Below are 12,952 nucleotides of genomic sequence, written 5' to 3'. Positions count from 1 at the left end.
GCTTCCTCTCAGAATGTGATCACTGAGCTTAGGCGTGTATCGGGGAAAGGGGTTCAATCTTTGGTTCTATCGACTTTTGTCGACAGGATGAACCTCCCCCTCTCAGCGCCGGGGTTGAGTGACACACTTTGTTAGGCGCAGAATGGGCGTCCTTGGGGTTCGACCTCGCTTGCTAGATAAAGGAAACTCGATGACCCGTCTTCGCGCCATCTGTACAGCAGTTGCTCTGGTATGCGCCAGCGGCCAGGTTTTTGCCGATGCTGCCAGCCACGCTGCCAGTGCTGAAACCTTCCTGAAGCTGGCCCATGCCGACAAGCTGGGTACCCCGGTATACATGCAAGTGCAGCAAATGTTCGCTCAGCGTTTTGAGCAGACCAAAGCACCTGCCTCCAAGAAAGCCCTGCTGGAAACCTACCAGGCCAAGGCCAACACCGCGCTGGACCAGGCCATTGGCTGGGACAAGCTGAAGCCGGACATGGTCAAGCTGTACACCACCAACTTCAGCGAACCCGAGCTCAAGGAACTGGTTGCGTTCTACCAGTCGCCACTGGGTAAAAAAGTGCTGGAAAAAATGCCTCAGCTGACGCAGCAATCGGCGCAAATGACCCAGGCCAAACTGGAGAGCGCCGTACCGGTGGTCAACAAGCTGCTGGCGGACATGACCGCTGAGCTGGAGCCAAAAGCGGCCCCGGCCAAAAAGAAGTAAGCGGAGCCTGAATGAACATGCAACAACGTATTGAATCGGCGCTGAGTGCGTTGCAGCCCGTGCACCTGAGCGTGCTGGATGAAAGCCACATGCACAGCCGCGGGTTGCAGACGCACTTCAAGGCCGTGGTGGTCAGCGAGGAGTTTGCCGGGCTCAACAGCGTCAAGCGTCACCAAAAGGTATACGCCACCCTGGGTGACTTGATGGGCGAGTTCCATGCGTTGGCCTTGCACACGTACACGCCTGAAGAATGGGCGAAAATCGGCACAGCCCCGGCATCGCCGACCTGTGCCGGCGGTGATCGCCCGTTGGCTTAATCTGCTGGCTTTTTGCTAGAATCCGCAGCGCGCCGCTTAGCCGGCGCGTTTTTTTTGGATCCGGTTCACCCCTTACGAGGGTAGCCACCTGGAGAGCGTCCCATGACTGCGCCAATCGTTGTCGCTGCACTGTATAAATTCGTCACCCTTGAAGACTACGTTGAACTGCGTGAGCCCTTGCTCAACGCCATGGTCGAAAACGGTATCAAAGGCACCCTGTTGATCGCTGAAGAAGGCATCAACGGCACGGTTTCCGGCAGCCGTGAAGGCATCGACGGGCTGATGGCCTGGCTCAAGAATGACCCGCGGATGGTCGATATCGACCACAAAGAATCCTACTGCGACGACCAGCCGTTCTACCGGACCAAGGTCAAGCTGAAGAAAGAAATCGTCACCCTCGGCGTTGAAGGCGTAGACCCGAACAAGAAAGTCGGTACCTACGTCGACCCCGAGAACTGGAACGCGCTGATTAGCGATCCAGAGGTGTTGCTGATCGACACGCGCAATGACTACGAAGTGTCTATCGGTACATTTGAAGGCGCTATCGACCCTAAAACCACCAGCTTCCGTGAGTTCCCGGACTACATCAAAGCCAACTTCGACCCGGCCAGGCACAAGAAAATCGCCATGTTCTGTACGGGCGGCATTCGTTGCGAAAAAGCCTCGAGCTACATGCTCAGTCAGGGCTTTGACGAGGTCTATCACCTCAAGGGCGGGATCCTGAAGTACCTCGAAGAGGTCCCTCAGGAAGAAACCAAATGGCAGGGCGACTGCTTCGTGTTCGACAACCGTGTCACCGTGCGCCACGACCTGACCGAAGGCGAATACGATCAGTGCCACGCCTGCCGCACGCCGATCAGCGCGGCAGACCGTGAGTCCGAGCATTATCAGCCGGGTATCAGTTGCCCGCATTGCTGGGACAAGCTGAGCGAGAAAACCCGTCGCAGCGCCATCGACCGCCAAAAGCAGATCGAACTGGCCAAGGCCCGTAACCTGCCACACCCGATTGGCCACAACTACCGTAAACCTGCCGAGGCCTGAGCCATGTCAGCGCGCCTGCTTTATGTGATGGACCCCATGTGTTCGTGGTGCTGGGGGTTTGCGCCCACCGCCCGGGCCTTGGTCGAGCAGGCGCAGGCGGCCGGTGTTGAGCTGCATCTGGTGGTTGGCGGGTTGCGTACAGGCAGCGGCTCTGCGCTCGAACCCGGCACCCGTCGCTACATTCTGGAGCATTGGCAGGCGGTCACTGAGGCCACCGGGCAGCCGTTCACCTTTGACGGGGCCTTGCCCGAGGGTTTTGTGTACGACACCGAGCCTGCCTGCCGGGCTATCGTCGCGGCGCGCAGCCTGGCCCCCGATTGTGCGTGGACCCTGCTGGGTTTGATCCAGCAGGCGTTCTACGTGCAGGGCCGAGATGTGACCCAGGCCAGCGTGCTGGTGGAGCTGGCCGAAACAGCGGGTGTGCCACGCATCGAATTTGCGGCGGCTTTCGACAGTGTGCAACAACATGCCGCAACGGCGGCTGATTTTACCTGGGTGCAGGATTTGGGCATCGCCGGGTTCCCGACGCTGTTGGCTGAACGCAATGGCCAGTTGGCCTTGCTAACCAATGGCTATCAAGCACTCGAGCCTTTGTCCGATCTGCTCGGACGCTGGCTGGATCGTGCCGCGCGTGCCTGACGCCAAGGAATCCCCTCTGACAACTTCCCCACCGGATCGCCTGACCTGGGCCGAAATCCGTCGACTGGCCCTGCGTCATAAAAAAGCGCTGTGGATCGCCAATGGCGTCGCAGTACTGGCCACCCTGTGCAGTGTGCCGATTCCCTTGTTGCTGCCCTTGCTGGTGGACGAGGTGTTGCTGGGCAATGGCGATGCCGCGCTCAAAGTGATGAATCAGTTTTTGCCGACCATATTGCAGTCTTCAGTGGGGTATATCGGACTGATGCTGCTGGTGACATTGATGCTGCGTTGTGGCGCATTGTTGTTCAACGTGCTCCAGGCGCGGCTGTTTTCGCGGTTGGCCAAGGACATCGTGTTTCGCATCCGCCTGCGATTGATCGAGCGCCTCAAGCGCATCTCGCTGGCGGAATACGAGAGTCTGGGCAGCGGGACCGTGACCACGCACCTGGTGACCGACCTGGACACCCTGGACAAGTTCGTGGGCGAGACCTTGAGCCGGTTTCTGGTGGCGATGCTCACGCTGGTGGGCACGTCGGCGATTTTGTTGTGGATGCACTGGCAGTTGGCGCTGTTGATCTTGCTGTTCAATCCGTTAGTGATCTACGCCACGGTGCAGTTGGGTAAACGGGTCAAACACCTTAAAAAGCTTGAAAACGACAGCACGGCGCGGTTTACCCAGGCGCTGACTGAAACGCTGGATTCGATCCAGGAAGTGCGTGCCGGCAATCGTCAGGGCTATTTCCTCGGGCGCCTTGGGCACCGTGCCAAGGAAGTACGCGATTTCGCCGTGGCCTCGCAATGGAAAAGCGACGCGTCCAACCGTGCCAGTGGGTTGTTGTTCCAGTTCGGGATCGATATTTTCCGTGCCGCTGCGATGTTAACGGTGTTGTTTTCGGATTTGTCGATCGGCCAGATGCTGGCGGTCTTCAGCTACCTGTGGTTCATGATCGGCCCCGTTGAGCAACTGCTGAACTTGCAATATGCGTTTTATGCGGCGGGCGGGGCAGTGACACGTATCAACCAACTGCTGGCCCGCGCTGACGAGCCGCAGTATCCCGGCGGTGCCGACCCCTTCACGGGGCGACAGACCGTCGGGGTGCAGGTACGTGATCTGTGTTTCAGCTATGGCGAAGAGCGGGTGCTGGATCACCTCAACCTGACCATCGCACCGGGCGAAAAGGTGGCCATCGTCGGTGCCAGCGGTGGCGGCAAAAGTACCCTTGTTCAGTTGCTGCTGGGGCTTTACACGCCTCAGTCCGGCAGCATCTTCTTTGCCGGCGACAGCCAGCCGGCCATCGGTCTCGATACCATTCGTGAGCATGTGGCCGTGGTCTTGCAACACCCGGCGCTGTTCAACGATACGGTGCGCGCCAATCTGACCATGGGCCGCGAGCGCACCGACGAGGCTTGCTGGCGGGCGCTGGAAATCGCCCAACTCGACGGCACCATTGCTACCCTGCCCCAAGGACTGGACAGTATTGTCGGGCGCTCCGGTGTGCGCCTGTCCGGCGGTCAGCGGCAACGTTTGGCCATTGCGCGCATGGTGTTGGCCGATCCCAAAGTGGTGATCCTTGATGAGGCGACCAGTGCGCTGGACGCTGCCACGGAATACAACCTGCATCACGCTTTGGGAAAATTCTTGAGCGGACGCACGACTTTGATCATTGCCCACCGCCTATCTGCGGTAAAACAGGCGGATCGGGTATTGGTGTTTGATGGCGGTCGCATTGCCGAGCAGGGCGATCACCAACAGCTCATGGCTGAAGGCGGCCTCTACGCCAAGTTATACGGGCACTTGCAGCAAAGTTGACCCGGTGGCGACGTTGCGTTTTCCCTGTTGAGTGCTTGAATCCCCAACATCAATCTCTTTTATGTGCCTGATTGCCTGCCCGTCGCGTTTAGAGAGGGTCAGCACGTCTGGTTGTTTTGGTTGTCAGAAATTGGCCTAGTCTCAAGTACCTGTGAGGCATTTTCTCTGGTTTTCATCCAGCAGTCTGAATGAAAGGGAACTCATGAAGCGTAAACGTGAACTTGGTACACCGCGGTTGCTGGGCATTGTCTGGCCGTTTATTGCGGTGGTTTTATTCCAGGCGTTATTAGGCTGCGTAAGCCTTTATATGCTTTCGGCAGTTCGGGGCTATGTAGCGGGCGAAAGCCTGTGGTCCAAGGGTCAAAAAGATGCCATTTACTACCTCAACCTGTACGCGGACAGCCGCGACCAGGCCATTTTTGATAAGTACCAGCAAGCCATCAGGGTGCCGCAAGGAGGCCACAATCTGCGCCTGGCGCTGGATCAGTCCCCCCCCGATCTGAATGCCGCCCGCGAAGGCATCTTGCAGGGAGGCAACAGCCCGGATGATGTGACGAGCATCATTTGGTTCTATCGCAATTTTCGACATTTCAGTTACCTGGATACCGCTATCCAAAAGTGGACGGTGGGTGACGATTACCTGATCCAGCTCGATAACCTGGCGCAGGAAATGCACCAAAAAATCAGTGCTAACCAGGCCAGCGATGCGGACGTGCAGCGCTGGAAGCGGCGGATTTTCGAGATCAACGAAGGCGTGACCCCGGCCGCCAAAGCCTTCAGTGACGCGCTGGGTGAAGGTTCGCGCTTTATTCAACAGCTGCTGATTGTCGTTAACCTGGCCACGGCCCTGATGCTGATTATGCTGGCCCTGTTGCGCACCCATAAAATCCTGGCGCAGCGCCGGGCCTTTGCCGAGGCGTTGCAGGTGGAGAAAGAGCGCGCGCTGGTGACGTTGGAGTCGATTGGCGACGGGGTGATTACCACTGATGTGAACGGTGCCATCGATTACATGAACCCGGCTGCCGAACAGCTCACCCACTGGAACTCCAGGCAGGCGCAGGGCGTGCCCTTGGCGGCGTTGTTCAGGTTGTTGGATGAAAATGCGCCTGATGATGGTTTTAAGCTGATCGACCATATTTTGAGTGGGCAGTTGGGCAATAGCAGCGATCACTCCAAGCTGATCCAGCGCATGGATGGCACCACCGTCGCCGTGACGCTGGTTGGCGCGCCTATTTTCAGTGCAGGCAAAGTCAGCGGCGCCGTGCTGGTGCTGCATGATATGACCCAAGAGCGGCAATACATCGCTAATCTGTCCTGGCAGGCCACCCACGATGCATTGACCGGATTGGCCAATCGCCGCGAATTTGAGTACCGACTGGATCTGGTGCTGCAAAACCTGGGGCGTCAACACGGGCGGCATGCGTTGATGTTTCTCGACCTTGATCAGTTCAAATTGGTCAATGACACCTGTGGCCATGCAGCGGGTGATGAGTTATTGCGCCATATCTGCGCGCTGCTGCAATCAGGCTTGCGCGAGGGCGATACGCTGGCCCGTCTGGGGGGCGATGAGTTTGGCATTCTGCTGGAGAATTGCCCGCCGGACATGGCGGAAAAAATTGCCGAGGGCTTGCGTCAGACCGTACAAAGTTTGCATTTTGCGTGGAAGGGTCGCCCCTTTCTCAACACCATCAGCATCGGTCTGGTGCACATCCATCAAGCCCCTGTGACGCTGGAAGGTTCGCTGCGCGCAGCGGACATGGCCTGTTACATGGCCAAGGAAAAAGGCCGCAATCGGGTGCAGGTCTACCACGCCGACGACTCCGAACTGTCCTTGCGTTTTGGCGAAATGGCATGGGTGCAACGCCTGCACGTGGCATTGGAAGAGAACCGGTTTTGCCTGTATTCACAGGAGATCACGCCGCTGGGGCAGGGCGTCGAAGGCGGGCACGTCGAGATTTTGCTGCGCCTGCACGACGAGTCGGGGCACATCATTCTGCCCGACAGTTTTATCCCGGCAGCAGAGCGCTATGGCCTGATGACATCCATCGACCGATGGGTGGTCGAAAACGTGTTCAAGGTGATTTCTGAATGTGCCGCGCAGGGGTCGGATCAACCGATGGCCATGTGCGCGATCAATCTGTCGGGCTCAACCATTGGTGATGAGGACTTCCTGCAGTTCCTGCACGAACAATTCGAGTGTTACGGGGTGGCGCCGGAGCGGGTGTGTTTCGAAATAACCGAAACCAGCGCCATTTCCAATCTGGGCAGTGCGATTCGCTTTATCAACGACCTCAAAGGGTTGGGTTGCCACTTTTCGCTGGATGACTTTTGCGCTGGCATGTCATCGTTCGCGTACCTGAAACATCTGCCCGTCGATTTTTTGAAGATCGACGGCAGTTTTGTGAAGGATATGCTGGACGACCCCATTAACCGCGCTATGGTTGAGGTTATTAATCATATCGGGCATGTTATGGGCAAACGCACTATTGCAGAGTTCGTTGAATCGCCGCAGATTGAGCAGGCATTGATCGAGATTGGTGTCGATTATGCTCAAGGCTACATCATTGAACGACCGCGATTGTTTACCTGTGACAGCCTGTTGTCCCGCCCCAAGCGCTCATGGCCATTGGCTTTGAAGGCGCCGGGTTCGTTGCGTTGACGTTGTGCAGGTATGTCTTAATCACCTCTCAAAAGGAACCCGATTGTGATCGATACATTTGTTCGTACTGGCCCGCTCATGGAAGCCACCAGTTATCCGCAATGGGCTCAGCAGCTGATTCGTGACTGCGCGCCGAGCAAGCGCCGGGTCGTAGAGCATGAAATCTACAAACGCATGCGCGACAACACGATCAACCCCAAAACCATGCGCATGTACCTGATTGGTGGCTGGCCAGTGGTCGAGCAATTTTCGTTGTACATGGGGCACAACCTCGGCAAAACCCGCTATGGCCGCCACCCCGGCGAAGACATGGCCCGTCGTTGGCTGATTCGCAACATTCGCGTTGAACTCAACCATGCCGATTACTGGGTGCATTGGGCGCGGGCCCATGATGTGAGCTTGGACGACATGATTGCCCAGGATATTCCGGCAGAGTTTCAGGCATTGAACGACTGGTGCTGGCACACCTGCACGGCGGACTCGTTGGCGGTGTCGATGGCAGCGACCAACTACGCCATTGAAGGTGCTGTGGGTGAGTGGTCGGCCGTGGTGTGTTCGAGCACGGTGTATGAAGAGTCATTTCCGCAAGAAGGGCGCAAGCGCGCCATGAAGTGGCTAAAAATGCATGCTCAGTACGATGACGAGCATCCATGGGAAGCTCTGGAGATTATTTGCACGCTGGCAGGCTTGAACCCGAGCGAAGCACTGCAAACTGAGTTGCGCAAAGCGATTTGCAAAAGCTACGACTACAAATACTTGTTTCTGCAAAGCTGCCTGCAATACGAGAAGGCACCTGTGGTGCGCGAGCGGCTGGAGATGGTCGAGGCCACCTAAAGCCCTTTTCCCCGCTTTTAAGGCGTAAAAAAACCGCAAGCTGCATCACGTGCAGCCTGCGGTTTTTTTGTAGGCGCTTACTGCGCGTCGAACGCCTGACCGTTGATCCCGGTGCTGTCCGGGCCCATCAAGTACAGGTAAACCGGCATGATTGCTTGCGGCAGCGGGTTGTTTTCCGGGTTTTCGCCCGGATACGCCAATGCCCTCATGCTGGTGCGGGTTGCCCCGGGGTTGATGCTGTTGGCGCGAACTGGCGCTACGCCGTCCACTTCGTCGGCCAAGGTCTGCATCAAGCCTTCGGTCGCGAACTTCGACACGCCATAGGCGCCCCAGTAAGCTCGGCCTTTGCGGCCCACACTGCTTGAGGTGAAGATCACCGATGCGTCCTGCGACAGCTTGAGCAGCGGCAGCAGGGTGCTAGTGAGCATGAACATGGCATTGACGTTGACCTGCATGACACGCATGAAGTTCTCGCCCGAGAGCTGTTCCAGCGGCGTACGCGGGCCGATGATTGAGGCGTTGTGCAGCAGGCCGTCGAGGTGGCCGAATTCGTTTTCGATCATGGCCGCCAGTTCGTCGTACTGGTGCGGCAGTGCGGTTTCCAGATTGAACGGGATGACCACGGGTTGCGGATGACCTGCGGCCTCAATCTCGTCGTAAACCTGACTCAGATTGGCCTCGGTTTTACCCAGCAGCAGTACCGTTGCACCATGGGCTGCGTAGGTTTTGGCGGCGGCAGCGCCGATGCCCCGGCCTGCGCCAGTCACCAGAACGACGCGGCCCTGAAGCAGGTCGGGGCGGGCGGAATAATCAAACATAAAAAGCCTCTACGAGAAGATAGGGTCTAAGGCGGCGCTTGCTGCTTAGCAACTGCACATCGCGTTATCCAATACTTTGCGCAAATCGCAGGGGTGATCGACCACGACGTCGGCGCCCCAGTGATCCGGGTTGTCGTCGGGATTGATATAGCCAAAGCGCACAGCGGCGGTCTTGGTGCCTGCATCACGGCCCGACTCGATATCGCGCAGGTCATCACCCACGTACAGAACGCTTGCAGGGTCGAGGCCAAGCATGTTGCAGGCCAGTAATACTGGCTCCGGATCGGGCTTGCTGTTTGTCACGTGGTCGGGGCAGATCAAGACTGCCGAGCGCTCAGCCAGCCCCAGGCGCTTCATGATCGGTTCTGCGAAGCGCACCGGCTTGTTGGTGACGACGCCCCAGACCAAGTGCGCTTTTTCGATATCGGCCAGGAGCTCGGCCATGCCATCGAACAGCCGGGTGTGAACGGCGCACTCTTGCTGATAGCGTTCGAGGAACTCCAGGCGCAGGGCTTCGAACCCCGGGGACTCCGGGTCCATGCTAAACGTCACGGCCACCATGGCGCGTGCGCCCCCGGAGATTTCGTCGCGGATCAGCTTGTCAGCGATAGGTGGCAGGTCACGTTCAGCACGCATTGCCTGACAGATGGCAATAAAGTCCGGCGCGGTATCGAGCAGGGTGCCGTCCATGTCAAAAAGGACTGCTCTTAAACGCATGGGTTACTCCTCGCGCAGGGTCTGGATCATGTAGTTGACGTCGACATCCGACTCCAGCTTGTAGTGCTTGGTCAGCGGGTTGTAGGTCAGGCCGATGATGTCTTTGACGCTCAGTCCGGCTTGACGGCTCCATGCACCCAGCTCGGAAGGGCGGATGAACTTCTTGAAGTCGTGGGTCCCGCGCGGGATCAGCTTCATGATGTATTCGGCGCCAATGATCGCGAACAGGTAGGCTTTAGGGTTGCGGTTGATGGTGGAGAAGAACACTTGGCCGCCGGGTTTGACCAAGCGATGGCAGGCGCGGATGACCGACGCAGGATCTGGCACGTGCTCAAGCATTTCAAGGCAGGTCACCACGTCGAATTGCCCCGGCATTTCTTCAGCCAGTGCTTCAGCGGTGATCTGGCGGTAATCCACTTCCACACCGGATTCCAGTTGATGCAGGCGGGCAACGGCCAGTGGCGCTTCGCCCATGTCGATGCCCGTCACCTGTGCCCCGCGTTGGGCCATGGATTCGCTGAGAATGCCGCCACCGCAGCCGACGTCGAGAACTTTTTTGCCGGCCAGTTGCACCCGTTCGTCAATCCAGTTGACGCGCAGCGGATTGATGTCATGCAGCGGCTTGAATTCGCTTTCGCGGTCCCACCAGCGATGGGCAAGCGCTTCGAATTTGGCGATCTCGGCGTGGTCAACGTTGCTCATGGGTAAATCCTCTAAAACTGAAAAATCCGGGTAATGCGGCGGGCTTGCGCCCACGCGTTGGAATCAATGGGCCTGGCTGGCGATGCGCTCGCCCCAGGCTTTGGCGGTGCTGACCAACTGTTGCTCGTCCAGGCGGGTCAAGCGTCGGTCTTCGACCAGCTGTTTACCGCCTACCCACAGGTGTTGCACGCAATCACGGCCTGTGGCGTAGATCAGTTGCGACACGGGATCGTAGACCGGCTGCTGGGCGAGCCCGCTCAGGTCAAAGGTCACTATGTCTGCATATTTACCGATTTCAATGGAGCCGATATCGCTTTCCAGGCCCAAGGCGCGGGCGCCGTTGAGGGTGGCCATGCGCAAGGCGCGGTGGGCGTCCAGCGCCGTGGCCGAACCTGCAACTGCCTTGGCCAATAAGGCGGCAGTACGGGTTTCGCCCAATACGTCGAGGTCATTGTTGCTGGCTGCGCCATCCGTGCCAACGGCCACATTCACCCCGGCCTGCCATAAGCGCTCGACCGGGCAGAAGCCGCTGGCCAGTTTCAGGTTTGACTCGGGGCAGTGAATCACGCTGGAGTTGCTTTCTACCAGCATCGCCAGGTCGTCATCGCTGATCTGGGTCATGTGAACGGCCTGGAAGCGCGGGCCCAGCAGGCCCAGTCGGGACAAGCGCGCCAGTGGGCGCTCGCCGTTATGCTCAAGCGCCTGATGCACTTCAAATGCCGTTTCGTGCAGGTGCATATGAATCGCCGCGTCCAGCTCATCGGCCACAACGCGGATTTTTTCCAAGTTCTCGTCGCTGACCGTGTAGGGCGCATGGGGCCCAAAAGCGATCTTGATGCGCGGATGAAATTTAAGGTCGCCAAACAGCTCGACCGCCTGGCGCAACGATTCATCCGCCGTGCTGGCGCCGGGGATCGGGAAATCGAGGATTGGAATGGCCACCTGCGCCCGAATACCGCTTTCGTGAACCCGGTCGCACGCGATCTTGGGGTAAAAGTACATGTCACTGAAGCAGGTGATGCCGCCTTTTAGCTGCTCGGCAATCGCAAGGTCGGTGCCGTCGCGCACGAAGGCTTCGTCGACCCATTTGCCTTCTGCGGGCCAGATATGGTCTTGCAGCCAGGTCATGAGAGGCAGGTCATCGGACATGCCGCGAAACAGCGTCATCGCCGCATGCCCGTGCGCGTTAATCAGCCCCGGGCAGAGCAGCATGTCTGGCAGCTCGCGGGTTTCATGCGCGGTGTGTTTCAAGGCCGCGGCGCGCGGGCCAATGAACACGATGCGTCCGTCACGGATCCCCACGCCGTGGTCCTTGAGTACGACGCCGGCGGGTTCGACAGGCACCAACCAGGTTGGCAACAGTAATAAGTCGAGGGGCGCAGTAGCAATCGGCATCGAAAAGGGTGTCCAGTGCTTTATAAAAAGGAGGCGAAGTATACCCGAGCGTCTTGCAAGAGGGCTCGCTATAATCGGCGGCTTTGTTTCTGGGTGATGGGGGAAGGCATGCGCGATCGACTGCTGGCGGCGGAAAAGGTGAAGGCCATCGACTGGCGGGGCGAGGCCCTGTATCTGCTGGATCAGCGCATTTTGCCGTTTGAGGAAAGCTGGCTGGCCTACACCAGCGCCGAAGGTGTCGCACAGGCCATTCGTGACATGGTGGTGCGTGGTGCGCCGGCGATTGGTATTGCGGCAGGTTACGGCGTGGTGCTCGCTGCACGCACGCGCAAGGCCGCTGGCGGTGACTGGGTGGCAGCACTGGAGGCCGATTTTATGCTGCTGGCCGATTCGCGGCCGACGGCGGTCAACTTATTCTGGGCGCTCAACCGCATGCGCGAGCGTCTGGCCCGTGTGCAGCATCGCGAGAATGCCCTGCAGGCCCTCGAAGATGAAGCCCTGGCCATTCATGAGAGTGATCGCGAAGCCAACCTGACGATGGCGCAGCTGGGTGTTGATGTGATTCGTCGTCATCAAGGCAACGCCCAGGCAGTGTTGACTCACTGCAATACCGGTGCGCTGGCGACCGGTGGGTTTGGGACGGCGCTGGGCGTGATTCGTGCTGCGTTCCTGGAAGGCATGATTGAACAGGTCTATGCCGATGAAACCCGGCCGTGGCTGCAAGGTTCACGCCTGACCGCCTGGGAATTGGCCAATGAAGGTATTCCAGTGACGCTGAATGTGGATTCGGCTGCGGCTCACATCATGAAAACCAAAGGGGTGACCTGGGTGATTGTGGGTGCAGATCGCATTACGGCCAATGGCGATGTGGCGAACAAAATCGGTACTTACCAGTTGGCTGTCAATGCCATGCACCATGGTGTGCGGTTTATGGTGGTCGCGCCCAGCTCGACCATTGACATGGAAATGGACAGCGGCGAGGCCATTCCGATTGAAGAGCGTGAGGGGGATGAACTGCTGAGTGTGGGCGGTAAGCGGGTTGGTGCCCACGTCCAGGCGTTCAATCCGGTATTTGACGTTACCCCTGCGGACCTGATCGATGTGATCGTGACTGAAAAGGGCATTGTCGAACGTCCGGATGCCGCCAAAATGGCTCAGCTAATGTGCCGCAAGCGGCTGCATTAAGACGCTCTCGGCTCCCCAGAGCGCGTTTGAGCCGATAATTGGTGCACTTACTGTGTGGCATGCGCATCTGGGGGATAGGTGCGTGGCGGCGATTGTGATAACATCCGGCGGTTTCCAGGGTGCCCCGCA

At 58.4% G+C, this 12,952-nt stretch carries 12 protein-coding genes; 8 read left to right on the top strand and 4 right to left on the bottom strand.

Annotation, left to right across the window (positions count from 1 at the left end; all coding sequences use genetic code 11):
* The first annotated feature begins 190 nt into the window (after positions 1 to 190).
* The 7 genes from HBN61_RS02390 to HBN61_RS02360 all read left to right on the top strand — a co-directional run bounded on the left by HBN61_RS02390 (position 191) and on the right by HBN61_RS02360 (position 8,006).
* Positions 191 to 706 (top strand): DUF2059 domain-containing protein, encoded by a 516-nt coding sequence (locus tag HBN61_RS02390; RefSeq protein ID WP_047277713.1) that lies wholly within the window; start codon positions 191 to 193, stop codon positions 704 to 706.
* Between the two features lie 11 nt (positions 707 to 717).
* Positions 718 to 1,023, top strand: a complete 306-nt coding sequence (locus HBN61_RS02385; RefSeq protein WP_170046095.1) for a BolA family protein — start codon at positions 718 to 720, stop codon at positions 1,021 to 1,023.
* A gap of 102 nt (positions 1,024 to 1,125) precedes the next feature.
* Positions 1,126 to 2,064 (top strand): oxygen-dependent tRNA uridine(34) hydroxylase TrhO, encoded by a 939-nt coding sequence (gene trhO / locus HBN61_RS02380; RefSeq protein ID WP_094992551.1) that lies wholly within the window; start codon positions 1,126 to 1,128, stop codon positions 2,062 to 2,064.
* A 3-nt stretch (positions 2,065 to 2,067) separates the two neighbouring features.
* Positions 2,068 to 2,703 (top strand): DsbA family protein, encoded by a 636-nt coding sequence (locus HBN61_RS02375; protein ID WP_094992550.1) that lies wholly within the window; start codon positions 2,068 to 2,070, stop codon positions 2,701 to 2,703.
* A gap of 16 nt (positions 2,704 to 2,719) precedes the next feature.
* On the top strand, positions 2,720 to 4,513 hold the full coding sequence (locus HBN61_RS02370; RefSeq protein WP_170046156.1) for an ABC transporter ATP-binding protein: 1,794 nt from the start codon (positions 2,720 to 2,722) through the stop codon (positions 4,511 to 4,513).
* 202 nt (positions 4,514 to 4,715) lie between these two features.
* Positions 4,716 to 7,172 (top strand): EAL domain-containing protein, encoded by a 2,457-nt coding sequence (locus HBN61_RS02365; RefSeq protein WP_094992549.1) that lies wholly within the window; start codon positions 4,716 to 4,718, stop codon positions 7,170 to 7,172.
* Positions 7,173 to 7,217: 45 nt separating this feature from the next.
* Positions 7,218 to 8,006 carry an iron-containing redox enzyme family protein gene (locus HBN61_RS02360; protein WP_094992548.1) on the top strand — a complete coding sequence of 263 codons (789 nt, stop codon included), beginning with the start codon at positions 7,218 to 7,220 and terminating at the stop codon, positions 8,004 to 8,006.
* Positions 8,007 to 8,083: 77 nt separating this feature from the next.
* Here HBN61_RS02360 and HBN61_RS02355 read toward each other — a convergent pair whose 3' ends face one another.
* The 4 genes from HBN61_RS02355 to HBN61_RS02340 form a co-directional block, all read right to left on the bottom strand.
* The gene (locus HBN61_RS02355) at positions 8,084 to 8,824 is read right to left on the bottom strand and encodes a YciK family oxidoreductase (RefSeq protein WP_170046094.1); all 741 of its coding nucleotides are present in this window, start codon (positions 8,822 to 8,824) and stop codon (positions 8,084 to 8,086) included.
* 45 nt (positions 8,825 to 8,869) lie between these two features.
* Positions 8,870 to 9,541, bottom strand: a complete 672-nt coding sequence (mupP, locus tag HBN61_RS02350; RefSeq protein ID WP_094992546.1) for an N-acetylmuramic acid 6-phosphate phosphatase MupP — start codon at positions 9,539 to 9,541, stop codon at positions 8,870 to 8,872.
* Between the two features lie 3 nt (positions 9,542 to 9,544).
* Positions 9,545 to 10,243, bottom strand: coding sequence for a bifunctional 2-polyprenyl-6-hydroxyphenol methylase/3-demethylubiquinol 3-O-methyltransferase UbiG (gene ubiG / locus HBN61_RS02345; protein ID WP_094992545.1), 699 nt, complete (start codon positions 10,241 to 10,243; stop codon positions 9,545 to 9,547).
* Between the two features lie 63 nt (positions 10,244 to 10,306).
* Positions 10,307 to 11,638, bottom strand: a complete 1,332-nt coding sequence (locus HBN61_RS02340; protein WP_170046093.1) for a TRZ/ATZ family hydrolase — start codon at positions 11,636 to 11,638, stop codon at positions 10,307 to 10,309.
* Between the two features lie 108 nt (positions 11,639 to 11,746).
* Here HBN61_RS02340 and mtnA point away from each other — a divergent pair, with 108 nt between their 5' ends.
* A complete protein-coding gene (mtnA, locus tag HBN61_RS02335) occupies positions 11,747 to 12,823 on the top strand; it encodes an S-methyl-5-thioribose-1-phosphate isomerase (protein ID WP_170046092.1) in 1,077 nt (358 codons plus the stop codon).
* The last annotated feature ends 129 nt before the right edge of the window (positions 12,824 to 12,952 follow it).

The organism is Pseudomonas sp. WS 5071 (assembly GCF_012985765.1).
GTDB classification, from domain to species: Bacteria; Pseudomonadota; Gammaproteobacteria; order Pseudomonadales; family Pseudomonadaceae; genus Aquipseudomonas; species Aquipseudomonas lundensis_A.
Note: the sequence above shows the minus strand (reverse complement) of the source record. Positions and strands in the feature narration are given on the sequence as shown.